We start from the raw sequence: 24,866 nt of genomic DNA on the forward strand, positions 1-24,866 counted from the left end.
CCCACATAGCTAGAACCTTTCACCGCATCAGTGGCGTAAGATTTCTTTATTACGCCCCCATTCATATATCCAACAAAGCCGCCTACATTGCTATCGGGTCCGGTCAATATGGATAGGCCGTTGGCCTTGCTGTCTGTAATTGTCCCACTGTTGCTTCCGGCGAAGCCGCCTACATAATTAGGTCCGTTCAGTATTGAGATATTAGTTGCCAGAGACTCCTCGACGGTTCCCGCATTTTGTCCTATGAATCCGCCTGCATAGCTGCTTGTGCCTTTTAGCGTCGCTATGCCGTTTACTTCACTGGCCTTTATGATTCCGTTGCTGTAACCGGCTAGACCGCCCACGTAACTGCTGCCGTTCAGCGTTCCAATTCCGTTGACCATGATGCCCTCAATCCGACCAGCGTTATATCCACTAAGAATCCCCGTATAGTTCCTGCCCTTAACTTCTGCGCCTTCTATCGTGAGATTCATAATGGCAGCCTTACTATAGCCGAACAAGCCTACATAGTCTTGGCTAGGCAGATTTATGTCCAGATTTTTGATGGTATAGCCGTTGCCATCTAGCCGTCCGTAAAATGGTGCAGATGAAGTGCCAATCGGTTTCCAATCTACCCCATCCAAGTTGATGTCAGCTATTAGCCGATAGTTGCCGTACATATCATTAGCAATGCTTTGCAATTCGTTTGCTGTAGCAACATTCACAACTGGAAACAAATCTATGGTGCTTCCATTTGAGAAAACAAGCGTATAGCCAGTGTCATAGAAACAATCTTGAAGGATAATCTTCCCAGAGCTCCCTGCAAAGGTTATTTCCACGTTTTGTTTGCCCTTGTCCTTGGCGATAGTTTTCTTAATGTCCACATCGTCTGGATTTACGTCGGATAGAATAATTGTGTTATTCCCACCTGTGTTTGTAATCGTATTTACGCCAATGCCATGAGCAAAGAAATAAGTATCATCGCCATTGCCGCTGGTAAATGTGTTGTTGCCAGGGCCGCTTATAAATGCCGTATCTCCGTTTGTACCCTCCAGATTATCATTTCCAGCTGTTCCAAAAACAATGTTTTTGGTTGTCATTTCGGCTATAAGCCTGTAACGATCATTCTTAGCGTCAAAAGTGTTTATGAACCCTTTAAGCTCAACTGAATCAAGCATGGTTAGCTTATACATGTTAGTGATGAAATCGACCAATAGTTTTTCCCCTGCGTATTGATCGTCGGAAAGCATGCTTATTATTTCATTAGCAGTCGAAGATAAATCGAATATCGGTTCACTATCAGTGCCGCCGATCATCTCCATCTTCCCGTACAGGTAACAATAATGCGACTGTGCCATTAATATCTCATATACAGCATCAGCCACTTTGTCAAAGCCTCTGTTGAGAACCGCCGTAGCGTTAGGTCCTGTGCCGCCTGTATATTTTTCTCCATAAAGCGCTTCTAAAGCCGCTAAGTTGGTAGTTTTACCTGTCCACTTGTAAAGAATTTGAGGAACAAGATTTCTTCGCGTTGCCTCATCCTTTTCCGCAACAAACTGCTCCACAAGGACTTGAAGCTGACCGCTACTATCAAACATCATAGCTTGTTGCAAACTATATGTTGTACCGAAACCTCTTATTTGCGGCAAGGCTTTTATGTCATCACTTACTCTTACCCGGTCGACCGCTTTGGAGTCCTGTACATCACGAACGAACCAGATATCTACCATATCAACGACCGTACCGTCCGCCAAGACAGCGGTACTAATCTGCTTAAATGTATTGCCGTTGGCATCTACAAAATCCGAATTGACATAGTTCAAATCAACAGAGATAATACCCGCATCATTTAAGGAAATAAGTTCATCCGGTTCTGTTTTGCCGTTGCTGTTATAGTCAAACCACAGGTATAACTCATGGTAAGCAGTGCTTCGCTCGTCAAAAATGCCGTCGGAACTCTCGTTTAAGTCCTTTAAGGCTTCAAATCCGTTGGCTGCCAATTTGCCGTTCTTCAAGCGCGTATTGTTGCCAAAAAGTTCAAGACCGTTATCTATTTTGCCGTTGCCGTTGATATCATGCACCAGTAGCCCGGTGTTCGGAGCGACCCATCCGGTTTTTATCCTGAACCCGTTTCCTGTGTGATCGAAATACACTCCGTTCCGCAAGGGTATGGTTTCAATACCGGTGCCATCTAAATTGATGGACAATGGACTTGTGGTACCTTTCCCTTCGTCAAAAATATCCCCTATATCGACAAAGGCATCGTTGCATAATTTTTTGATAAAATCCTGCAAATATTGCGGCAGTTTATCGAACTCGCTCTGCTTGTATCCGCCTTTCTCAATCGCTTTGGCTAAGTCGTCGAAAACTTTTTGTATATCTCCAAATTCAGAGTTGATTTCATTGAGTCGGCTCTTTGCGTCTTCCCAGCTATTATTGCCAGTAAGTGCATCGTAAAGTTTTATGTAAGCTTCATCAGAATCCAAGGACGAACTCAACGCGTCTCTTTCTGCTACTAGCTGAAGATATTCGTCATACAGTCCATATGCCACAGCCAAATCTTCGGCAAAAGAGTCAGGGCTTCCATCCCCAGCGCTTATTGCAATAGTTATGTCCTGTATGCGTCTGTTCTTTATCATCTGAATAGTATCCTTCACCGGTCCGTCCAGCAGTTTACTACCTGTGTCAAGATAAAGGGCGACCATATGCCCTAAACCGGGAACAGCTTTTTTCAACGCGAAACTGAGAGCTTGAAATGAGGCACTAAACATCTCTCTGCTTGCATCTGCCTCATCAAATCGATCTTCCCCTGCGGCATTATAGTCGGTATACGCTTTGATCATGTCGCTGATGTATCCATAAACTTCTACACCGTCAAAAATTATTCCACCGCCAACAGCTTCCGCCAATTTGTCTTGGTTCATTGCGTTCAAGAGTATTTCACCGGCATTGTTTACAGTTCTTTTGGCAACTTCCTCCATCACCTTTTGGGCAATCTTTTCTTTTAGTCCTTCGCCAGTTGCACCTGACATCGCTAGTTCATCAAGAAAATCAGTAGCGTCAGCAGTAGCGTCAGCAGCAGCGTCAGCAGCAGCGTCAGCAGCAGCGTCAGCAGTGTTGTCTAAGTTTTCGTTTGCGGATGCGGGAAGAGCAAACGAAAGATTCTCTAAAATGAGAGTACTAATAAGCATTAGTATAAATATTGATCGTATCACTTTCTTGTTCAATTTTTATCCCCCTTTCAACATAAATCTTTGTACTTCATACTGTATGGTCTCTGATAAACCATCCAGATAAGTATTTTGAATAACATGTCCATAAAAATCATAAGCATATTTTGTTCGGTTCCCTAAGTTATCGTATTCATACGTAATTGTATGACCCAATGGACTACTTTCTCGAAGTAGCTATCCATCATATCGGGAGGTTGCTCCTGCAAAATCCATTACACTGAGTTACCGCGTTCATCTAAGTCATACTTTTACTTACCGGATTTGTAATCGTAAGGAGGTTTCCTTTTAAATCATAGGCATACTTTTGTTACCTGTCCTAATGCATCAGTAACTTTTGCTACTTGCCCTTTGTCGTTATACGTTTAAAATGTTTTATTTCCAGGGGCATCGACTATAGCTATACGATTTCCGGAAGCATCCATAGCTATATTGAACTTTATTTCCTAATTCTGTTACGTATAGCTGGTTTCCCCTTTTAATGGATCAATCATCTTCGTTATCAATAACAGAGGAAAAAAAGGTAGAAGAATATCCATAACTTATAGATCGTTTATCTGCAAATTCAATTTTTGTTAAATATTTCGCATCCTCATACATAAATTCACCATAAGAAACAGACATTGCAATGCCATTTGTATCCGTGAATCGAACAAGATTTTCCTGTATAACTCCATTTCCATTAGAATTTAGCTTACTGATAATCTGACCTTTATCATTAAATTTCCATTGTTCAAGATTTTTCTTCGAAATTGTAATCGTCCCATCGTTATGCTGTGTGATGCTCTCAAATCTACCTGGAGGTGCTGTAAATGTACAATCAATATTGCGACTATACATAAGCCGACTACCGTCACTAGTTAACCTCTGTATATTTCCACTAATTAATTCCACATGATCTGAATAATTTGCCTGCCTGCCATCCTGGACCAAACGGACTGTCCGTCGTCGAACCTTGAGAATTATAATATAAAGGGTATTTAATATGTACATTGTCGTTCCCACTAAAAAGTAAAGATGCTGTTTGGATTTATTATTTCCTCGTACTCTTTCATTTGTATAAATCATCCCGTCCATTTCCCCATCTGCTTCAGGACTCAATTTTTCATAATTCACGCAAGGAGCACTATTGCATCCTGGATTACCACCCTGATTTCCACATAAGTATTTGTCCTTTTAACTGCTGACTTTCCTCTACTGAGAGAGCTCTAACTACCGATAGATTTTAAGAAGCCTCTACTTATTTATTAGCAAAAAGAATCAGTTTCCCATCCCAAAGTGCATCTAAATCAGATATGGATTTATTCATCCTTCCTACTAATGGATCATACATAATGACCTCTTCTTTTGAAACAGCAGTGACTGTTAAATAGTGATCATGCAGTAAAAAAATAGCCGGTAATGGCGCATTAGAGAGCTCTGATTTACCAATTTCCAATCCATACGCTTACACACCCTATTGTTGAGAAGCAGCTATTAATCCTAACATTGTAGTTCTTTCTTCATTTGTCCCAGCCGTTTTTACTAACTTATCTAAAGGAACTGTGTGTCCGATCTTAGACAGCGCCATTTGAAGAGCTGCTGTTCCACATGTAGGGTCGCTTTTAATTTAACAATAGCTTCATTTTTCTTACCCTGTGCTGCTAATGCCAATGCTTTTTATCCTCTAATGTGGTTGTTTCTGTAAAGTAAATATAAGGATTTTCTCCTGTATACTCATTAACCAATTTACTTAATTTAGCATACACTTCAGTATAGTTACCTTCCTTACGTGAGAAAAAGCAGAAAGACGATATATTTTTGCTAGGTTTTCATTATGCTTTTTCTTAATTTCACGAGAGATAGAGTAATCAATAGTGCTCTTCTTTTTGAACTTTTTCTCTTTTGTATTATGTACTATTAGCTTTATTGCTCTTAAATTACGTTTTTCCTTTTGTTTACCAGCTTTGAAAACGAGATTAGCAACAGCTATTCTGTCATCTCCTACGGTTTCTTGCTCAGCATCATTTAACATCTTTTCAGCTGTTGAGGGATTTCGTTTAGGATTATAGGGACTTTCTATGATTTCTGCAGCCAGAATTTATACCTCAATAGCAATATCTGTTTTGTTAAATTGTTTTTGAATATCATCGAGACGTAAGAGGGCTTCCGTAAATCGATCTCTTGAATAATCTTATTCCGCTATTCGGTATTCGCACCACGCTACAAAGTCTATCATCTTACGGTAATCTTTCCCGTTTTAGATAACCATCTCTTAATTCATTAGAGAGTCCAACACCCATTTGGAAATTAGCCTCTTCTTCCGCCCTTCTAGTTTCTAGAGTTTCCAACCTCTTTAAATCCTCTTTTGAAGTTGTTATTGGAGCAGCAAATATACTACTCACAGATAGAACTAGTAAAGATCTACTACTATTGAAATATAAATAAAAATTTTACTCCATTGCCTCAACCAACCACCTCATTCATAAAATATTTTAAAAAATAAAAAATATTCTAATTCCATTTTAAAAACACAGCTTCTGGAATGTCAATACTGAATATAAAACTTTTGTAATAGTTTCTACAAAAAACCATTTCGTATAATTTATTAAAGCGTACCATTTGACTCATTCGTTTTCTACATTTTCAGTAAATCCGCTAATATGATCAACCCTTTATACCCATCAATCACTTTTGGTAAACGCTCGTCTTAATTTACTTTTTGCGTCATTTCTAAAACGGCAGATAACGTCTATTTCTTCTATTTTTATAACCTCTCCATCTTTATATTCTGGAATACTCTGCACAATATCCCTTTCTATTATTTGTTTCTCGATATTTAGGAAATGAATGCTTGGGGGGGGGAATGCGCTGTATTAAATTGTAAAGAAAACGAAATACCAACTGTTTCACCGTTACTCGTTTTCCTGTTTGATGATCTTCATACCAAAAGATTACTTCTTTACCGTCATAGCCAATAATCCGATATTCCGCGATGGCAGGACGTATAAGATATTCTCCAATATATTTAGCTGCTCCTTTCGCATTCTTCATCTTCTTTTCAGCATTCACATTAAATCCTTTGGTATAACGTTTATATAATTCATTGATTATATTCTGAACAGCTAGATTCTCTGGATACCACAGCTTCATTGAATCTAGTACCACCTTCTGCCACGATTTTCTTAAATATTCGTAAGGAATCCAATCTAATCGCTGGACTTCTATCGCTCCTTCTGTGACAAGTACATGGATATGCGGATTAAACTTTAAATCTCGCCCAAACGTATGAATGACTGTGATAATTCTGGGCTTTAGTCGACGCTTTTTAGAACGATTTTAGTAGTAATATTCAAATTCTTGAGCAACTAATCGACTTAACTCCTACAACTTTTTCCTATCCTGAAATAACACATTTCGAAGCTCCTCTGGAATCGTAAATACCATACGACTATGAGACACATTGAACACTAATTCCTGTTGTTTATCTGACCAATCATCTGTATACTTCTTTCCACATTTATTGCAAAATCAACTTTTACAAGAGAAATAAATACTAATTTGGCATCACCAGAACAACCCCAGCATTCGTAATGAATATAGCCTAGACTTCTTGAACCACATCGAATCGTTTTTTGAATCGTTTCCCCAATATCTTTCCGATAGGATCTGGGAGACTTCTCTTGATGAATTTCCCAAAAACCACTGAAATAATCTTGTAAAATGCGTTTAATAATTCCCGATTATTGAATTCCACCAAGCTTCCTCCTCGTATAAGATTTATAATTTCCTTAACAATAAAAAAATCAGCGGGACGACAAAACTCCCACTGATTAAACGTCACTTTATTTTTGCAATCTTTCCTCTTGATGCTCCCGATATCTCCGATGTACAGTAGCTTTACTTACCTCAAAGCCAAGACCTCTAAGTGTTAAAGCGATTTCCTCAAAGGTAAAACCTCGATTACGAAGATTTACAATTTCCTCTACAGGTACATCCTTGCGTTCTTGACCGTTTGGATTCCCTCGATTAGATAAATTGTTTTCAGGGCGATAGCCATTTTCAACAGCACGACGCATGCCACGACGTATTTTAGCATTATGGATTCTGCGCTGGTACTCCTCTACAATTGCTAAAATTTCTAGGAGCATCGTATCCATTTCATTTAATTGTACAGGTCCCGCGTCTCGCATAGAGAAAACATTCGTTTCAGTTTTCTGCAATAAATGCAACACGGCCATTCGAGCATTTCCACGTCCTAAGCGTGTCTCATCCTGCACAAATAATGCTGTAACTTCTTTTTCTTTTATGAAATCAAGCATTTCTAGTAAACCTTCTCGTTCCACATCATAGCCGCTATGCTTATCCTTAAAAACACGCTTCACTTCGTAACCCTGCTCTTTAGCATAGCGTACTAGCTCCTCCTCCTGACGCTCTAACGAGGAGCTTTGTGTCTCTTTTTCTGTACTCACACGGCAATAGACAACAGCCGATTGTTGTTTAGTTATCATTTTACATTTCTCGCAATTTCAATTGAATTTATAGGGTTTGGTTGGTCGTCACCCACTACTGGAATCACTAGAGATTTACCTGCAATAATTCGTACGTTCGATAATTCATTTTCTGCCTTAACAAGCTTAATCCATTCATCCGACTTCATTTTACCACGGTATTGTTCGGCTAACGACCATAAGCTATCACCATGTTCGATTTCAATTTCAGCGTATGTAACCTCGCCTGGGTCTGTTATAAAAAGATATGCTGTAAATAGTAGACAAGCTCCTAATAAAGTTGTAATATGTGGATTTTTTTTAAACCAGTTCATGTTTATAACCCCTTTCGAGAATGTTTGTTCGGAATATACGTTCTTATAATAATGCGAACAAACGTTTTTGTCAAACACTTTTCGAACCTATGTTTGCTTAAGTGTTCGCATTCTGCTATACTACTAATAAGTAGAATGATTAGAAAAAAGAGGTGAGCAATCATGAAAAAAGTTTCGAAAAGACAAGAGGCCATTTTAGATTTCATTAAAGAAGAGGTGCGCACAAAGGGGTATCCACCATCTGTACGTGAGATTGGTGAAGCAGTTGGACTTGCTTCAAGCTCTACAGTTCATGGACATTTAGCTCGTTTAGAGCAAAAAGGCTTGATTCGACGCGACCCAACTAAGCCACGTGCCATTGAAATTCTAGAGCCAGAGGATTCTATTCAAAAGCAACATGTTATACATGTCCCACTTGTTGGGAAGGTTACTGCAGGTTCTCCGATAACTGCTGTTGAAAATATCGATGAATATTTCCCACTACCAGATATTTATGGTACAAGTGAAGATCAGTTATTTATGCTAGAAATTATGGGTGAATCAATGATTGAAGCTGGCATTTTAGACGGAGATTTAGTGATTGTTAAACAAAAAGCAACTGCTGATAATGGTGATATTGTCGTAGCAATGACTGAAGAGAATGAGGCAACTGTAAAGCGTTTCTTTAAGGAAAAAAGTCATTTCCGTTTACAGCCTGAAAACGCAACAATGGAGCCAATTATCGTAGACCAAGTTTCTATTTTGGGACATGTTGTAGGTCTTTATCGTCGTGTACATTAAAAGTATCTCAATAGTACAGTATAAAAAGAGGATTTTATGTTCACAAATGGGCATATACCTCTTTTTCTTATTTTTTGAGTGTTATTTTAAACATTAAAAAAACCCACTTTAAAATGGATTTCTACACCTAGCAAAGCCTTTAGTTACTTAAATCAGCTCATCTCCATAACGTGGGTTGATTTCCGTTCCGGCTGGGCGCTTTCCTGGGGGCGTCCGATGAGCCGCTAATCCCCAAGGAGTCGCCCAGCCTCCACTCCAATCAACTTATATACACTAACTCTATTTTTTCATGTTTATCACCAAGGTTATCTTGCCCTTAGGTAAAAAAATCTATGCCATTAAACGCTTATCAAGTTTTATGCCTCTATCTTAAACTTCAAACTTGCCTTTACAAATGCAGTAAATAATTTCTTGGATACTTCATCTCCTGCAATGGCTAGCTCCTCAGGATGCCACTGTACTGCTAGACAAAATGGTAAATCTTCGTGTACTACCGCTTCAATGATACCATCACTTGATTTGGCTACCACTTTCAATTTTTCTGCTACTACGTTTATTGCCTGATGATGAAATGAATTCACCGCAATTTTTTCTTCCTCGATCATCGTTGTTAATAATGTATCAGGTGTTAGATGAACATGATGTGTAGTAACGCCCCGTGCCGCTTGTTGCATGTGCTTTATTAATTTCCGACTGTGATACTCGCTCTCAATATCTTGATAGACCGTGCCTCCAAACGCAACATTTAGCATTTGAATCCCTCGACAAATTCCGAAAATCGGCATTTTCCGAATAAAGGCGGCTTCAATTAAGGAAAGTTCTACGGAATCCCTTTCTGGATGAACCTTCCCTAATTTTGGTGTAGGTTCTGCACCAAAAAGAAATGGATGTACATCATGTCCGCCCGATAGTAATAATCCGTCCGTCAACGATAAAATTTGTGCTACATCCTCTTCCACTCCAAGCGGAATTATTAGTGGAACACCCCCAGCCTCAATTATACTTTTGCTGTAGGCGGCATTTAATCTTGAGGACAAATCATCCTCTACAAAGGCTGTTATACCGATAATTGGTTTCATCTTATCCCCTCCATGATCTACAAGATTGATCTCGCATTAACTCTGCCTGAAAAAGCCTGATTGATGAAGACGATGAACCATTGAGGGCACCCCTGATTAATTACCAAAACCCGAGATACCAATCCATCAACGCATCCCCATAGAAATAGATAATAATAGCCGCTAGAGCAATAGACGGCCCGAATGGTATAGGCGTTTTTCTTCCCTGTCCGCGTACTTTTAACACAACTATTCCAACAATCATGCCAATCACAGCGGCTATAAATAGCGTCAGAAGTGCATGTATTGTCCCAAGTACAAGACCAAGTAAAAAGAATAATTTAATATCGCCTCCACCCATTCCACCTCTTGATAGGATAGCTATACAATATAATATGCCAAATCCTACAACAGCACCAACTATACTGTCCCACCACGGAGACAAAGGCGATATGACGCGCCCTAAAACTAGCAAAGGCAAAAAGAATAGTAGTACCTTATTAGGAATAAGCATATACGCAAAATCCGATACAACAATAATGACTAATAATGAAATAAATAATAGTGCTACGAAAAATTCTGCACTAAAGCCTAATTTCCAATAAGCAAAGGCAAATAATACGCCTGTTATAAGTTCCATCAATGGATAAATCCAAGAAATTTTTTGCCCACAGCTACGGCATTTTCCTCCTAAAAATACATAAGACAAAACAGGCACCAAATCAAGCGCCGTCAACTGTCTCTTACAAGAAGTGCAATGCGAGGGTGGACGCACAATGGACTCCTTCAAGGGCACACGTAAGCCAACTACATTAAAAAACGAGCCTAAAACGAGCCCAAATATGAAAACAGTAATTGTATAAGCAATCTCCATTTTTATGTCCTCCTATACTAATAGACGCCCATACATTTGAAGTATGCGCGCCATCTAATTTACAGTTGTCCTTCATAATAGAACGTCGTTACTTGTATGGTTGATTTTAAGGTTGTATCTGCATCCTCCTGGAATTTTGCTTCCTCTCCAGTTGATGTGAAATCGATTGCATCAATTTTCATGACACGATCAATTTTTTCAATCTCTTTTATAAACTCAACCATTGCTTTATTGTCTAATGCGTCAACATCAACATTAAATGTTACTAGTTTTAATTCTTTTGGTAAGGAGTCTTTAGTGAAAGTTGCAGTTGGTATTTTATCTTTCGTTTCAGGCGTTTCATCATTTTTAGCAACAGCTTGTTCCTCAGCTTCATTTGCAGGTTGCTTTGGTTCAGCCTGTTCCTCAGAATTTGTCGAGTTGGGATCTGTCATAGTAGAATCCATTACGAGCGAATCATAATTATTAAAGTCCATAGCTTCTACCCGTGTTCCCGTCACCGCTTCAATCTCTTCAATATTTCGAATTACCTCTTCAATAGCTCGAGTTTGAGGTACCTTTTTACGCAATGTTAAATTACTTGTACTAGCTGATTTGCCATTCTCTTCAATTAAAGCAATTTGCTTCTGAATTGTAGACATTTCTTGTTGAAGGGAGTTAATTGAATTTTCCTTCGCATCTACTTCTTCTAATTTAGGTGTTACTATATAGTAATATAGCGCAAATAAAATGGCTGCAATGAAAGCTGTTAAGATAAGAATCGTTGAATTTTTACTACTAGTCATGATTCTCTACCTCCAGCGAGAAATTTAAAATCAATTCCTAATAAAATAGTTGCCGAATAACGTGGCACTTCCTTAAACTTGTTCTTCGCACTTTCTTCCTCTTGATTTCCTATAGATACATCAAAATTAGCAATAGTATCAACCTGTATATCATTGAAATAGGGACTTGCCGTTAGCTTTTCTAAATAAGATGATATGGCTGACATTGTTTCAAAATCAGCCGTAACTTCAACATTTTTTTCACCAAATACATAATCCCTTAAATACGTTTGCTCCGGTAACAATACTTGGGTTTCATCCATTAAGGGGGTCACTGGATACGAGACTTTTTCCACAAATTGTACAGATTGTTCCAATGAGCCTTTGTTCACATTTCTCTTTACATCTAACTCAGTTTGAAGTTGTTCGTGTTGGGATGAAAGCTCCACTTCCTGCGCACTTAATTTTGTAAGATCACTTTTTGCTTGGAAAAACAAGAAAACCATATATCCTACTATCATACCAATAAGAATAATAAATACTATATATATTGAAGTAGGGGTTGAATGCTTCTTTTCCAAATTCGGCAAGAGGTTAATTTCTGGTACCATTAGTTAACCTCCTTTAATGCAAGTCCAATTAAGCTTGCAAATTCCTCTGAAAATTGAGGGAATGATTTCTGAATGACTGAATCATTTAACATAATAATCGGTGTCGAAAAATTATTTTCTAACAAATCTTTAATCGTAGGTAGTAATGGATTATCTCCTAAAATGATAATCTCATCGACACTTTTCTCACCTTTATGTAAGGAAAACTTAAAAAAATTCATGATACGATCGATTTCAAGCATTTGATCGGTAAGTATGATACGATAATCATCTTCTGCATCTAAACGATAAGAAAAACTAAACTCCTCAATCTCTTCAAACTTCCATTCCGATAAATCTGTATCAAATGATTGATACCGTAAAAATTCAAGCTGACCATATGAAAAAATACTAATCGACAATTCATTGATGGACCAATCCGCTATTAAATAAGTTCGATTATCCTTTATTAACTGCAAATACTCTAACAGACGAATATTACACAATGCACGGATATCTGCTACTTGCGGATCTAATGTAGCATCGAGTAAAAGTCCAATCATTTTCGTCACTTCTTCTGAAGGTGCTGCAAATAGCATGGCCTGCCCATCGCTAGGTTTTGGGTCATATACATCAATAAGAGGATCTTGGAATGGAAGATGAATGGACTGACCAAGCTCCATCTCCACATACCCTTTTAATTCATTCCACTCTATATCATCAGGATGCTCAAAGCTCTTCAACAAAACGGAAGTATCCGGTACAAAAATACGCGCATTTTGCTTTTTGCCTGCCCATTTTGCCACATTATTTTTCATTACATCAAACAATTCCATTTCATCATGAATAACAGATCCTTCAACAATTCCCTGCGCTAATGGCATTTCATAGCCTTTCCATTGCGACGGATCAGCACCTTTTGCCACAATCGCACGTAATATATAATCCTTTATTTCAATCGACACATGCGATTTTTTCTTTTTTGTAAACATGTGAAAAGATGCCTCCTTTTTGATTTTTATAACAAAAATCGAATATATTAATCTTTCATTTGAACATCCAATTCGCGAATTGGATGTTCTTTGAAAGATCAATTACTTACTCATAACTTTATTTAAAGTTTTATCAGTTATAGAAGTATCTTTGCCTGCTGTAAAACCAGTGATAGTAAATTTTTTCACATTTACAATATTTACTAATTCACCATAACTTATTCTATATTCCGATTTTGATTTATCATACGTTACTTTATCGCTATCAATTAATTTATCTTTACCCTCAAAAACGTCGGCAAGTACATCTTTTCCACAGGTAATTTCTTTAACTGTTTCACTACAAGCTCCATCAGCAATAGCAATTTTTGCACCTGAAAGTAAACCAGCAGCATCTGAAAGGATTGCTTTGTCTTTAGAATTATTAATAATATTCCCAATCGCAGGAATTGCAATAGCCGCAATAATCGCTAGAATTACGATTACTGCTAATAGCTCGATTAATGTTAAACCTTTTTGATTTTTTAACAGTTTTTTGTTCATGATTTTTTTGAACATCGTTGTTCCTCCTTATAAATTGCTATGATTAGTCCGAAAATATGTACCTCTACAACAACAACTACTACCGTCTTTTCTATACCACCCCCTTAAAAGTTAGTACGCTTACATATTTTCGTATAATGCGAACATTGGTAGGAAAATTGCTGCAACAATCACTCCTACAACCGCTGCTAAAACGAGTATCATTAATGGTTCTATGAGCGATTTTAATGTATCAACGGAGCGATCCACTTCTTCCTCATAAAAATCCGCTATCTTTTCGAGCATATAATCAAGAGAACCTGTTTTCTCTCCGATAGATGTCATTTGGGTTACTAAAGGCGGGAATAGCCAACTTTTTTCTAGTGGCTCAGACAATGTACCGCCTTTTTCTAGGTTATCTCTTGCCTCCAGTACAACCTTACCTACAACTGGATTCCCTACAACTTTCTCAACAATTGTCAGTGCATGTAGAATGGGCACCGAACTACTGAACAGAGATGATAAGGTTCTAGTCATGCGAGATATTACATTTTTTTGCATTAAAATACCAAATACAGGTAACCGTAATAATGCATAGTTCACATTGTAATGAAATTGCTTATTATTTTTATAGAAAAATCGAAATAGAAGAATCGACAATATGAGAATCCCAATTGCAATATACCAGTATGCTATTAACCAATCTGAAATACTGACAACAACAACAGTTAGCATTGGCATTTCCATGTCCATTTCATCAAAAGTAGCCATAAACGTCGGAACGATAAATATCATTAGAAACATACCTACAGCAATTGTCAGCACAGATAAAATTGCGGGATATGTTAATGCTGATTGTACTTTCTTCTTAATTTTGAATTGTTTTTCAAGTGTCCCTGCTAAACGCTCTAGCGTCTCATCGATATTCCCTGTTGCCTCACCAGAGCGCATCATATTAATAAACATTACTGGAAAAACCTTTGGATGCTTGGCGGCTGCATCTGAAAACGCTGTACCCCCACGTATATCTTCTTCTACTTGCTCTAATGCTTTTTTTAATGCTTTACTTTTCGTTTGTGTACTTAAAATATGTGTTGCCTCTACAATTGAAACGCCAGCACGGATTAGTGTTGCATATTGACGACAGTAAATAACGAAATCCTGATGCTTTACTTTACCGCCAATATTTAAGTCTTTGTGTAAAATGCTTTTAGACTCTTCCAACTCACGGGCATTAATGCCTTGCGCTCGTAATTTTTCAAGTGCCACTATTTTGTTGGTCGCGTCAATATTTCCTTTTTTGTGTGCACCTGTTTTTGTGCGTCCACTATATCGAAAAACGGTCAATTATAATCCCCCGCATTCATATATGGCCTTGCGTCTTCCAAAGAAATTTCCCCCATGGCGATTAGTTGCTGCATAGAAGATTCCAAAGTATGCATACCTAAAGCTTTACTCGTCTGCATAACAGTAGGAATTTGATGAACCTTTTCATTTCGAATTAAATTTGAAATAGATGGTGCTTGTACTAATATTTCAGTAGCAGCAATTCGCCCCTTGGCACCCTTACGTACAAATAAACGCTGTGAAATAATGCCCACTAAAACATTGGCTAGTTGCACACGAATTTGTCCCTGCTGATGTGGTGGAAAAACATCTATTATACGGTCAATCGTAGTCGGAGCACTACTTGTATGTAATGTCGCCATCACTAAATGGCCCGTTTCTGCAGCTGTGATAGCTGTTGAAATCGTTTCGTAGTCACGCATCTCGCCTACTAAAATAAGGTCAGGGTCTTGACGAAGAGCAGCACGCAAACCATTGGCAAAGCTCTGAGTATCAACCCCTACTTCACGTTGATTGATAATGGATTTTTTATGTGTATGTAAATATTCAATTGGGTCCTCAAGCGTTATAATATGCTTTGATTTTGTTTCATTAATATGATCAATCATTGCAGCAAGCGTTGTAGATTTACCAGAACCTGTTGGACCTGTTACTAAAATAAGACCCTGTGGTTTTTCTGCTAATTGATACAGTATCTGTGGCATATTTAACGATTCAATGGAAGGAATTTTTGCTTCAATCAAACGGGCAGCTATTGTCACTTCATGTCGTTGATGATAAGCATTTACACGAAAGCGACATTTCCCAGGCAATGAATAGTTAAAATCAGTTTCCCCTTTATCTTGAAATTCTTGTAATTTATGCTCAGGTAAAATAGTTTTCACCATTGTCTGTAATTCTTCAGAAGTTAGGAGTTCACTCCCATACTGTTCTAGTTGTCCATGGATACGATAGACAGGTGGGATGCCCTTTGTTAAATGAAGATCAGACGCTTTTTCTTCAAATGCGCGTGTTAATAGCTCATTAATATTTCTACATGTTGTCATGAACGATTCACATCCTAATCTGCATTTGCTACACGCAATACTTCTGAAGTGGTTGTTTGTCCTTCTACTACTTTTAACAACCCATCTACTAGTAATGTGTAATAGCCTTCTTGTTTCATATAATCACGCATCGCACTATCGCTACTTCGACTTAATATCATTTCTTTAATATTGCGATCGATTGGTAAAATTTCATGAATAGCCATCCGTCCACGATATCCTGTTTGATTACACGAAGGACAGCCTCTTCCACGTCTTCCATGGGTAACTCCATCAATGCCGTTATTATGCATTATTTCCAATTCATGCTTCGTAAAAGTATAGTCTTCTCCACAGTCTCGGCAAATTCGTCGTACTAAGCGCTGTGCCATAATCCCTACTAGTGAAGAGGATAACAAAAACGGTTCTATTCCCATATCCTGTAGTCGAGAAATTGACTCAACTGCACTATTTGTATGTAACGTACTTAAAACTAAATGCCCTGTTAACGAGGCACGTACTGCTATTTGCGCTGTTTCAAAATCCCTTATTTCACCTATCATTACTATATCTGGGTCTTGACGCAAAATGGAACGCAATCCAGCCGCAAATGTTAAACCTACTTCTTCTTTCACTTGAATTTGATTTATACCATCGAGCTGATATTCCACTGGATCTTCTACTGTAATGATGTTTACATCTTCTTCATTCAAGTCGCTTAAGGCCGCATATAATGTAGATGATTTCCCTGATCCTGTAGGGCCCGTTATTAGCAAAATACCATTAGGATTGTCAATCATGTTTCGGAAAAGGACTTCGTTTTGCTCTGTAAAGCCAAGCTTGTCAATAGAATTGGCTACACTACTCAAGTCCAAAATACGCATCACGACTTTTTCTCCATAAACAGTCGGAAGAGTCGAAAGTCGAATATCTACTGGCTTGAAATTAACATTCGTTTTAATACGTCCGTCTTGAGGAATTCGATTTTCCGTAATATTCAAATTACCCATAATTTTGATACGTGCTAATATTATATTTTGCATATGTTTCGGTAACGAGCGCTCGGTTCTCAATACACCGTCTACTCGATAGCGAACCCTTAAATCCGTCTCCTGTGGGTCAAAGTGGATATCGCTCGCTCGTTGGGCAACTCCGTTCGCAATGATCTGATTAACTAATCGAACAATCGGAGAATCCTCTCGTTCAATTTCCTCTTGTGTTTCAGCAACTGTCGCGCCAATGTCGAGCAATGCAGCTTCCATAGACTCTTGTAAATCATAGTATTTCGTTAGGGTACGGTATAAGTCATCCTTAGCTGCAATACTTGTTTCGATTTGGCAGCCTGTCGCCATACGTACTTCCTCAATCGCAAAATAATCCATCGGGTCAGCCATCGCGATGAAAAGTTTATTTTTTTCACGACGAATTGGAATAATATTTGTTCGTTTAGCGAGTTCAGCTGGAACAAGTTGAAGTAAGTCCGGACTTATTGAATATTGATTCAAATGAATGTGCGGGATTCCTAGCTGAAACTCTAGTACTTCGATTAACTGTTGCTCGGTTAAAATATTTTCTTTTATGAGAAAATCGCCTAATTTCTCATCTTTTGTTTTGTTAGTAAGCGCAAATTCTAATTGCACATTTGTTATTACTCCAGATTCAACAAGTAAATCACCTAAGCGCTTTCGCCCAGTTTTTACGACCATTCACGGTTGCTCCTCTCTTTATGGGCTTGTTTGTATAAAATTCCCACCTTTATCATAGTAGCCATATACAATCTCAGGATCATTTGGGTCTTTTGAAGTATTCGTATTTGCAGATGTATCTTTATTGGTTTCTGCAGCATTATTGCCGGATTTTTCATTTTCAGATTGTGTATCTGGTAACCCATCTCCGTCTAAATCCATGTTTAAATCAGGATCATTCGAGTCGATAGTTTCTATTTTTTCACTATCATTTTCTGGAACATCAGGCTGTCTTGAAGATTTCACAATGATTTTATTAACTGGTGGATAATAGTCACGGCTGACTAGTTCCTCCGTAGTGTTACCATTTTCTAAAACCGAGCGATAAACTTCGACCCTTACGCCATCTTGACCTTCTTGGAGAACCTCTTCGCTGCCTACTGGTAAGTCTTTAGAATAGCGAATTATGACCCGTGGTTGTATGATCTTATCTTTACTAACTCGAACAGAGATTTCTTTTTCTTTTTTTTGAGCTAGTAATTCCACTTTTAAAGAATCACCTTCTACTGTGAGTTTTAACTTATTCGATTGATCAGAACGGTTTATAAATTGAAAATCTTTATCTAACGCACGATTTACCCTCGCATCCAAACCTTGCTGTAAATAATTTGGCTTCTCTTCTTGGGAATGTCTCTCTGAAATCTCATAATCGGTTTGAAGAGCAGCATGATAAAGCATGGAGGCTACGAAATTAATGGCTTCACTATTTGCTTCGTCATATTTTTCTTCTATCGTTGTTAAATAAGAAAACGGCACTTCCGGTAAAATAATAGAATCATTTAGCGTATTCGTTAATTTATCAACACCTATTGCATTTGTAGGTATTTTCTCAATCGATAGAGCCAAACGCTCCGCTTCTATTAAATGAGTATCTGCAACTGTTGCAGTGATTTTATGACTTTTTAAAGAGGAAACTTGAGTGATAATCGCATTCAAGGTCGCTTCAACCTCCCATACACCAGTAGCCTCAAGCTGCTTCTTCACCTGATGATCTACTTCCACATGTAAGGGTATATGTACCGCTTGTCCTTGCTCCCAAAAAGCAAACCAAGACTTGTCTGTTAAACTATGATATTCAGCCATAGAACTCTCTACATCAAATACAAACAATTTTGGATCCAGTGAAATCGTAATATTGGCCCCTTCTACGCTAACAGGAGTGTCTTGCCAAGTATGAATGGCATCTTGTAAAGCATTTTCAATATCACCATCCTCTAAATCCTTCACTGCTATCCCACCGATTGTAGATTCATCACCTCTAGCCAGTGCTCGATCTACGATTATATTAGGTACCCAAACTGTTAATAAGATGATTAGAACAGCTACCATTGCGCCTAACTTCAAGTATAATTTCATAGCCCCATCACCTTTACAAATATAGTCAAAAAACAAATGTCTATTTACTCACATATTACAATTACTTTTTATCCATGCTTTCACAATACAACACAAATTACATTTTAAAATGAGTCTTACGTCCCGAAAATAGTTAAAATTTAGTGAACTTGCATTTTATAAGTATGAAATTGTAATCACTATTGAAATGTTGTTAATGTGTTTTATGGACTATAAAATCAGGGTATATATCCTTACGCAACTTTCGATACACGCTTTTTGAATCAGCCATTCTAGACAGAAAAGACTATTAAGTTTGGGTATCAAAGATAAATCATTAGAATGGTTGCAGTTGAATTCAAATAGTAAACCCTTTCTATTTTCAACAAGAGATAGTACTACACTTAATATGCTTAAAAGCTTTTTCTATTCAAAACAAAACATAATTATGACGGCATTTCTGCAAACGAACAATTCTAACTGCAGTCCGTGGTAATAGCCTAAATTATATTCATAAAAGTTTTAACCAAAATTAAAATAAGGGTTATTTAGAAAATCTGATTTGATTACAGACTCTCTAAATAACCCTTTTCTATTACTTTCTCAATACCGCCTCACTAGTATGAACCCCATTCCACTAATCGTCATAGGCAGCATTGCTCTATAAACTTCTCTAAAGCTAATTATTTAGTTGTAGAAATAATGTCATTACTAAGAAGACAAACTTAGTATAATATTGTATAAAAGTCAGAAATCGGATTCTAAACAGCGTTATACAACGCCTTTACTTACAATAGCTCAAATTCGTCCTTGATAGATGAGATAAATATGCCTATTCATGCTCCGTGATATTTATTCTACTTCAAGCATACTATTAGAAATTGTTAAATTATCATTTTCTTCAAATACTAAACCACCATTTGATATTGTATCTTCAATCATTTTTTGTTTGTAAGTAACAGTTGAACCTCCACTGGTATTTACTGTATAAGCCATTATTCCTCCTATAACTTCTCCTGATCCTTTCATTGTGACTTTTGCGTCGGGTGCATAAATATATAAGCCGTGATTATACGCTCCTCCTTCTACAGTGATATTTGATCCACCTGCATACAGATTCCCTTGCACGCTACCAGAACCATTTATGTTTATATCGGCCGACTTAGCATATATGGAGCCTTTTGTTTTTGTATCACCAGTAAAATCCATTAACGAAGTACCTGTATAATATACACTTAACTGCCCTATGTCTCCTGTATTATTCATACTCGAACTTCCCTTTAAATTAAAAGCATTCTTAATATACAAAGTTAATCTACCACTTCCCGTAATATTTAAATGCCCTTGAAAGAAGTCAAAGTTATCTATATATAAATTTTTGTCTGAATTACCTACATCTATAGTTAACTTTCTGTCCGAAGAAACCGAAAGCGTTTTCAAGTACATATCTTGAGTAAGCGGGAGAGTACCACTAAAGTTTTGATACCCATTTATGTTTCCATTTTCTCCACCATCAATCATAATTGAGTTATCATCTAATGAGAGTTGAGTTTGCATTCCATCGATGGTAACTTGTACTGAATTTGTATATGGTTTTGTGCTTAAACTAGTAAATTCATTATCCGGGAAAGGTGGTAATACATCCTTTGGAAATGCAATATTCCCTATAATCTCATTCGTAACATTCATCCAGTCCAGCTTTGAAAACTTATCTGGAGTTGTTCCAATCTTACCAGTAATTTTAGTACTATCTTGTGTAATACTAATTTTTCCACTGTCAGAAACAACATCCCCATTAAGTTTACCGCCTCCAAGTTCGATGTCTTTTATAGCGTGGATAGCAGCGGAATTCGAAAAACCAGAACCCGTTCCGCTTCCTAAATTGATTGTAATTGTCTGTGCTACGGTTCTCGTTTTCTTTCCAATAGTACCAACGGACGTTATTTTATATTGCAACGGCTCTGTGTTTTCTTGTATAACTTTTACATTTGCAATAGGGTTTTCATTAAATTGTTCATCAAAAGTCACTGTATCATTATATGCTGATTGATTCTTTTCAAAGATTTTTTCTAAGCTACTTTCAAATGCATCTATAAAATCTAACTTAAATCTTTCCGGTTTTCTTTTATAAAGAGGTAGCTTATTGAATTTTTTTCTGTTTTCATCGTATGTAATTTTAACTAATTGTTCTACTTTACTTTTCGTACTGTTTAACCCTCCTTCTGCAATGTAAAATACAGATTGGTCATCTCGCTCATTAGCAGACGTCTTTAATGAATTAGCAGTAAGTGTTAAAAGCGTAATTCCAAGAACTGAGATAAAAGCGATTGTCAAAATTACTAAAAGTAACGAATAGCCATTTTCTTGTTTTAAATTCTTAAACATCTAGCTGCCTCCCCTAAAATAGATAGTTGATGAAAAAGGCTTACTATTTGGCGTTGTAATATCAATAATTACATGACTCCGTTTATCTTCAATGTTAAAATCAAGCACATTTGCTGCAATCATTTCATCATTTCTCGTAATCGTCCGATCCTTTTCGTGATAGACATAAGTATATTTTTGATTATTTTGATTACTTATTAATGTATATTCTGTATACTCATCTAGAGCTTTTTTATGAATTTCCGTAGATTTACGTGTATCTTTAGTAACGACTTTCAAAATATAGGTTGTGTCAGATAATTGAATAGTCGATTCCATTTGTTTATCACTTGTAGTCTTACTGTTCATTAAGATAGACATAACAACAAGAGATACGAGCGTAGCTATTACAGTAACAGCCAAAACTTCTAGTAAGGTTACGCCTCTCTCATTATGAAATCTAGACATACGAATCACCTCTTTTCTTATAAACTAAAGATATTTTGCACTTTCGCTTTTAATATCTCCGCTCTTGAATCATAAACTTCAATAGTAATCCTAATGGTATTATCATGCGACATATTTTCAGCATTCACTATTATGATTTCCTTATTTTTAGCATTAGAGGGTGTCACTTTATACTGAGTGATATTACCGATTGAATTCACTTCATCCTTTTCAGCTAGGTACGGAAAATTAGATTCCCAAGTTTCGATTGTGGTGGATTTAAAGTAGTTATACATTTTCTCCATTTCCTTTTGCGCTAAATAGGTAGCATCAATAATTTGTTCAGAGCTTTTCCCTGTTTTATTCGATTGAATGAGTAAGCCGAAAAAGGATAATAAGATGATAGTTATGATTACTAAAGAAGCAACAACCTCAATTAAAGAGAACCCCCCTTGACTGTTAAATAATTTTCTGTTTTTACGTTGCATTTTCTCCCTCCTTATGCTGATCATACTTTTTAGTAAGTAAGTTAAAAAATATATTAGTCTTAAAAACTAAAACAATAGTACTTATAGTAACTATAATTCCCCATTCATCGATTCTTTTCTGTGCTAATTATACTATTTCATATGTAAACAGCATTTACAATACCGCTTCTCCCCATGAATTTGTATTTATTTTTAAATTTTCCCATCCCTAAAAGATGTAAAGCGAACTACGTTTAAGTTACCATAAAATATAAAAAACCGTTTACCAAAAATAAAGGTAAACGGCTTTAATGTTGTTTTATTGAAATACTATACTTTAGATTTATATTATTTATCTCCGTAACAACCTACCCGACAACAACATCCCAATCCCACCTATCGAAATAAACAGGACAGCTCGTATTAATAAGTCTAGAGCTGATAAATCAAAGAATATAAGCTTAATAAACGCTATCACTAAGATAACAAAACCTGTTAGGCGTAATGTTCGTAAGTTACGCACCGTGCTAAGCCATAGTGAAATACTGGCTGTCAGGAATAATGTAATCGTTGAAAAAGCAATGCTTAGTTTCCAATCAAGCAACATATTATAGGAAAGTTGGTATATGAGGCCCCAAATGGATATCATCGTCAGCACAACGCCAGCACTTACAATCAGGTCCAAAAGTTTCTCTATTTGCTCTTGATAGATTTGATAAATGCGCCCCTTCATCAATAAATCAATCATAATTGCTACGATTACAGCAATATACACGATTCTTGTTACTATATTTAGCCACTCGACACCCTGCATATTGTACGGAATAATTTCAAGTATTACTGTGAAGAAAACGAAAAATACACTAAGGACTGGCGTTAATGCACGCCCTTTGTATTTTGTTGGTACTAAAAGTGATCCCGTGAAAAGTAAAGCGAGGATCATATACGTTAGATGTGGGATATTACCAGCACCTGCAAAGTAAATTCCATCCAGCTTTCCGATATAGGATAAGAAATAACCAGCCGTAATAACTGCTACAATATCAACCATAAACATTTCCTTCATAAACTTTTCAAAGGATGTCAGTGTCTCTTTTGGACGTCTCGCATATACATAAATAATTAGGAGATATATTCCCGGCATGATCAAGCTAACGTGATCTATGCTGAAGAATGGTGTCGGCTCATGAATAATAAAATTTAAAGCGAGTGTAATTGTAAATGAAAATGAGCCGACAACCTTCATCATACTTGCTCGTAATCGTAAACTCATCATAACGCCTGCAAAGGTGATGAACGGGATGAGCAATTGATCTACTCCCCCTGGTAAATTCATAACTAGTAGCGTATTACATAGTGTAATAAATGCGAGTGTTACGGCACTATCAAATGCCTCCTGCCATTTTTGCTTATAGCCATAACCCGCTAAAGCCGCAAACAAGCTGACTACTATGAGTAAAAGTGCTTCGCTATATTCAATTGGTCTAATAATAAAGTTCAAGAGCAATAAACTAAAGGCTCCTAGACTGAATTGGAGTCCGACATGAATATATTTCAATTTAGACTCTGCATTATATAAACGGCACCAACTCGTGTAAAAAATAGTTAGAACAACAAGGAAACCTATGGCAAAAACAACTCGATTGTCATGGTTCATAAACGCTATAATACTGACAGCTAGCACCGAGAAAAAGGTTGCTATATAAAGTGCCAATTTCTGCTTGTGTTGATGAATGACAAATTGTAGCATCATAAATAGTACAACCACATAGATTAAGATAATAACAGGACTAAATTCCATATATTCCAGTAAATATGGTAGTAATAATGAAGTAAACGCTACAAATATTGTTAGTACTTCGTTTTTCTTTACATAGCTAATAACAATACCGTAGCCGATATAAACAACGGCAATGACAAGTGCCATCGTTAAACCTAGGATTTCATACAATATCGCACTTGCGGCTGTTGTTAATATCCCAACAATAAACGCCCCGCCATATAAAGAAATTGTTATGGCCGATGACCCTATTTTTTTACGCTCCAACACATAAGCTATCGCTGCTAGGGCAAGCGATAATGCGTAGGCGAGGATAATTTTAACCATGTCTGATAAATAGCCATAATCACTCACGAGCTTAAGACCCCAAAGCACCCCCATCACTAAAATGACCATAAATAATTTTGGCAGTGCCCACATAATATGCTCTTCCAATGTTCGCTGTGGCTGCACCTTTTTTTCTGGATTTGTCATTATTTTTGGCTTTGGTTCCAAGTTTGAATTTGGCTTAAGGTTTTGCGCTGGTTTTGGTGCAAATTGATCAACCATGGATTTCTTGGCACTCATGGCACTTGTTTTTTCAACAGGTTGCTGACGCTTTAAGCCATCTAATTCATGCCGTAAATCCTTCATTTCCTGCTCGAGCTTGGCAATCCTCTGCTCCATTTCAAGCGACATTCAATCATCCTCCCTACTTTATCAATTTTTTATCATTGTAACACAATTATCCAAAATGTAAAATTACACTTTTGATTTATTTTTA

Annotated in this window: 21 protein-coding genes and 2 pseudogenes; 1 reads left to right on the top strand and 22 read right to left on the bottom strand. The window is 37.1% G+C overall.

Annotation, left to right across the window (positions count from 1 at the left end; all coding sequences use genetic code 11):
* The 8 genes and pseudogenes from ACFXN8_RS20330 to yneA form a co-directional block, all read right to left on the bottom strand.
* A partial coding sequence (locus tag ACFXN8_RS20330) for a GLUG motif-containing protein (RefSeq protein WP_386847439.1) occupies positions 1-3,206 on the bottom strand: 3,206 nt, incomplete at its 3' end.
* 489 nt (positions 3,207-3,695) lie between these two features.
* On the bottom strand, positions 3,696-4,325 hold the full coding sequence (locus tag ACFXN8_RS20340; RefSeq protein WP_386847440.1) for a hypothetical protein: 630 nt from the start codon (positions 4,323-4,325) through the stop codon (positions 3,696-3,698).
* Positions 4,326-4,449: 124 nt separating this feature from the next.
* Positions 4,450-4,818, bottom strand: a pseudogene (locus ACFXN8_RS20345) (cysteine peptidase family C39 domain-containing protein).
* Positions 4,819-4,941: 123 nt separating this feature from the next.
* Complete coding sequence (locus tag ACFXN8_RS20350) at positions 4,942-5,223, bottom strand: hypothetical protein (protein WP_386847441.1); 282 nt, start codon at positions 5,221-5,223, stop codon at positions 4,942-4,944.
* A gap of 749 nt (positions 5,224-5,972) precedes the next feature.
* A complete protein-coding gene (locus ACFXN8_RS20355; protein ID WP_386847468.1) occupies positions 5,973-6,494 on the bottom strand; it encodes a transposase in 522 nt (173 codons plus the stop codon).
* Between the two features lie 78 nt (positions 6,495-6,572).
* Positions 6,573-6,674, bottom strand: a pseudogene (locus ACFXN8_RS20360) (hypothetical protein); the annotation flags it as partial.
* Positions 6,675-7,033: 359 nt separating this feature from the next.
* Positions 7,034-7,699: a YneB family resolvase-like protein gene (locus ACFXN8_RS20365; protein WP_386847442.1), complete on the bottom strand. Its 666-nt coding sequence runs from the start codon at positions 7,697-7,699 to the stop codon at positions 7,034-7,036.
* Positions 7,696-8,013, bottom strand: a complete 318-nt coding sequence (gene yneA, locus ACFXN8_RS20370; protein ID WP_376069564.1) for a cell division suppressor protein YneA — start codon at positions 8,011-8,013, stop codon at positions 7,696-7,698. The genes ACFXN8_RS20365 and yneA overlap by 4 nt, the downstream gene beginning before the upstream one ends.
* A 162-nt stretch (positions 8,014-8,175) precedes the next feature.
* On the opposite strand from yneA, the gene lexA reads away from it, so the two are divergent.
* Positions 8,176-8,793, top strand: a complete 618-nt coding sequence (lexA, locus tag ACFXN8_RS20375) for a transcriptional repressor LexA (protein ID WP_376069561.1) — start codon at positions 8,176-8,178, stop codon at positions 8,791-8,793.
* A gap of 356 nt (positions 8,794-9,149) precedes the next feature.
* On the opposite strand, the gene ACFXN8_RS20380 is transcribed toward lexA, so the two are convergent.
* The 14 genes from ACFXN8_RS20380 to ACFXN8_RS20445 all read right to left on the bottom strand — a co-directional run bounded on the left by ACFXN8_RS20380 (position 9,150) and on the right by ACFXN8_RS20445 (position 24,781).
* Positions 9,150-9,872: a gamma-glutamyl-gamma-aminobutyrate hydrolase family protein gene (locus ACFXN8_RS20380; protein ID WP_386847443.1), complete on the bottom strand. Its 723-nt coding sequence runs from the start codon at positions 9,870-9,872 to the stop codon at positions 9,150-9,152.
* A gap of 100 nt (positions 9,873-9,972) precedes the next feature.
* The gene (locus ACFXN8_RS20385) at positions 9,973-10,725 is read right to left on the bottom strand and encodes a prepilin peptidase (RefSeq protein WP_386847444.1); all 753 of its coding nucleotides are present in this window, start codon (positions 10,723-10,725) and stop codon (positions 9,973-9,975) included.
* 59 nt (positions 10,726-10,784) lie between these two features.
* On the bottom strand, positions 10,785-11,510 hold the full coding sequence (locus ACFXN8_RS20390; protein WP_386847445.1) for a potassium transporter: 726 nt from the start codon (positions 11,508-11,510) through the stop codon (positions 10,785-10,787).
* Positions 11,507-12,100, bottom strand: coding sequence for a PilN domain-containing protein (locus ACFXN8_RS20395; protein ID WP_386847446.1), 594 nt, complete (start codon positions 12,098-12,100; stop codon positions 11,507-11,509). The genes ACFXN8_RS20390 and ACFXN8_RS20395 overlap by 4 nt, the downstream gene beginning before the upstream one ends.
* Positions 12,100-13,071, bottom strand: a complete 972-nt coding sequence (pilM, locus tag ACFXN8_RS20400) for a type IV pilus biogenesis protein PilM (protein ID WP_386847447.1) — start codon at positions 13,069-13,071, stop codon at positions 12,100-12,102. The genes ACFXN8_RS20395 and pilM overlap by 1 nt, the downstream gene beginning before the upstream one ends.
* 102 nt (positions 13,072-13,173) lie before the next feature.
* Positions 13,174-13,629 carry a prepilin-type N-terminal cleavage/methylation domain-containing protein gene (locus ACFXN8_RS20405; RefSeq protein ID WP_386847448.1) on the bottom strand — a complete coding sequence of 152 codons (456 nt, stop codon included), beginning with the start codon at positions 13,627-13,629 and terminating at the stop codon, positions 13,174-13,176.
* 105 nt (positions 13,630-13,734) lie between these two features.
* Positions 13,735-14,940, bottom strand: a complete 1,206-nt coding sequence (locus tag ACFXN8_RS20410) for a type II secretion system F family protein (RefSeq protein WP_386847449.1) — start codon at positions 14,938-14,940, stop codon at positions 13,735-13,737.
* Entirely contained in the window at positions 14,937-15,986 is a 1,050-nt protein-coding gene (locus tag ACFXN8_RS20415) for a type IV pilus twitching motility protein PilT (RefSeq protein ID WP_386847450.1), read from the bottom strand. Before ACFXN8_RS20415 ends, ACFXN8_RS20410 begins: the two co-directional genes overlap by 4 nt.
* Positions 15,987-16,000: 14 nt before the next feature.
* Entirely contained in the window at positions 16,001-17,671 is a 1,671-nt protein-coding gene (locus tag ACFXN8_RS20420; protein ID WP_386847451.1) for a GspE/PulE family protein, read from the bottom strand.
* A gap of 18 nt (positions 17,672-17,689) precedes the next feature.
* Complete coding sequence (locus ACFXN8_RS20425) at positions 17,690-19,066, bottom strand: G5 domain-containing protein (protein WP_386847452.1); 1,377 nt, start codon at positions 19,064-19,066, stop codon at positions 17,690-17,692.
* Positions 19,067-19,897: 831 nt separating this feature from the next.
* Complete coding sequence (locus ACFXN8_RS20430) at positions 19,898-21,430, bottom strand: pilus assembly PilX N-terminal domain-containing protein (protein ID WP_386847453.1); 1,533 nt, start codon at positions 21,428-21,430, stop codon at positions 19,898-19,900.
* Positions 21,431-21,877, bottom strand: a complete 447-nt coding sequence (locus ACFXN8_RS20435; RefSeq protein WP_386847454.1) for a type II secretion system protein — start codon at positions 21,875-21,877, stop codon at positions 21,431-21,433.
* Positions 21,878-21,894: 17 nt separating this feature from the next.
* Positions 21,895-22,344, bottom strand: a complete 450-nt coding sequence (locus ACFXN8_RS20440; protein ID WP_386847455.1) for a type IV pilus modification PilV family protein — start codon at positions 22,342-22,344, stop codon at positions 21,895-21,897.
* A 331-nt stretch (positions 22,345-22,675) separates the two neighbouring features.
* A complete protein-coding gene (locus ACFXN8_RS20445) occupies positions 22,676-24,781 on the bottom strand; it encodes a DUF2339 domain-containing protein (protein ID WP_386847456.1) in 2,106 nt (701 codons plus the stop codon).
* Between the last annotated feature and the right edge of the window lie 85 nt (positions 24,782-24,866).

This window comes from Lysinibacillus sp. NPDC059133, assembly GCF_042755925.1.
Taxonomy (GTDB): Bacteria; Bacillota; Bacilli; order Bacillales_A; family Planococcaceae; genus Lysinibacillus.

Excerpts from the sequence above, each read along its gene's own strand:
- ACFXN8_RS20350 (WP_386847441.1), bottom strand. The coding sequence starts at position 5,223 with ATGTTAAATGATGCTGAGCAAGAAACCGTAGGAGATGACAGAATAGCT.
- ACFXN8_RS20365 (WP_386847442.1), bottom strand. The coding sequence starts at position 7,699 with ATGATAACTAAACAACAATCGGCTGTTGTCTATTGCCGTGTGAGTACA.
- yneA (WP_376069564.1), bottom strand. The coding sequence starts at position 8,013 with ATGAACTGGTTTAAAAAAAATCCACATATTACAACTTTATTAGGAGCT.
- lexA (WP_376069561.1), top strand. The coding sequence starts at position 8,176 with ATGAAAAAAGTTTCGAAAAGACAAGAGGCCATTTTAGATTTCATTAAA.
- ACFXN8_RS20380 (WP_386847443.1), bottom strand. The coding sequence starts at position 9,872 with ATGAAACCAATTATCGGTATAACAGCCTTTGTAGAGGATGATTTGTCC.
- ACFXN8_RS20385 (WP_386847444.1), bottom strand. The coding sequence starts at position 10,725 with ATGGAGATTGCTTATACAATTACTGTTTTCATATTTGGGCTCGTTTTA.
- ACFXN8_RS20390 (WP_386847445.1), bottom strand. The coding sequence starts at position 11,510 with ATGACTAGTAGTAAAAATTCAACGATTCTTATCTTAACAGCTTTCATT.
- ACFXN8_RS20395 (WP_386847446.1), bottom strand. The coding sequence starts at position 12,100 with ATGGTACCAGAAATTAACCTCTTGCCGAATTTGGAAAAGAAGCATTCA.
- pilM (WP_386847447.1), bottom strand. The coding sequence starts at position 13,071 with ATGTTTACAAAAAAGAAAAAATCGCATGTGTCGATTGAAATAAAGGAT.
- ACFXN8_RS20405 (WP_386847448.1), bottom strand. The coding sequence starts at position 13,629 with ATGTTCAAAAAAATCATGAACAAAAAACTGTTAAAAAATCAAAAAGGT.
- ACFXN8_RS20415 (WP_386847450.1), bottom strand. The coding sequence starts at position 15,986 with ATGACAACATGTAGAAATATTAATGAGCTATTAACACGCGCATTTGAA.
- ACFXN8_RS20420 (WP_386847451.1), bottom strand. The coding sequence starts at position 17,671 with ATGGTCGTAAAAACTGGGCGAAAGCGCTTAGGTGATTTACTTGTTGAA.
- ACFXN8_RS20425 (WP_386847452.1), bottom strand. The coding sequence starts at position 19,066 with ATGAAATTATACTTGAAGTTAGGCGCAATGGTAGCTGTTCTAATCATC.
- ACFXN8_RS20430 (WP_386847453.1), bottom strand. The coding sequence starts at position 21,430 with ATGTTTAAGAATTTAAAACAAGAAAATGGCTATTCGTTACTTTTAGTA.
- ACFXN8_RS20435 (WP_386847454.1), bottom strand. The coding sequence starts at position 21,877 with ATGTCTAGATTTCATAATGAGAGAGGCGTAACCTTACTAGAAGTTTTG.
- ACFXN8_RS20440 (WP_386847455.1), bottom strand. The coding sequence starts at position 22,344 with ATGCAACGTAAAAACAGAAAATTATTTAACAGTCAAGGGGGGTTCTCT.
- ACFXN8_RS20445 (WP_386847456.1), bottom strand. The coding sequence starts at position 24,781 with ATGTCGCTTGAAATGGAGCAGAGGATTGCCAAGCTCGAGCAGGAAATG.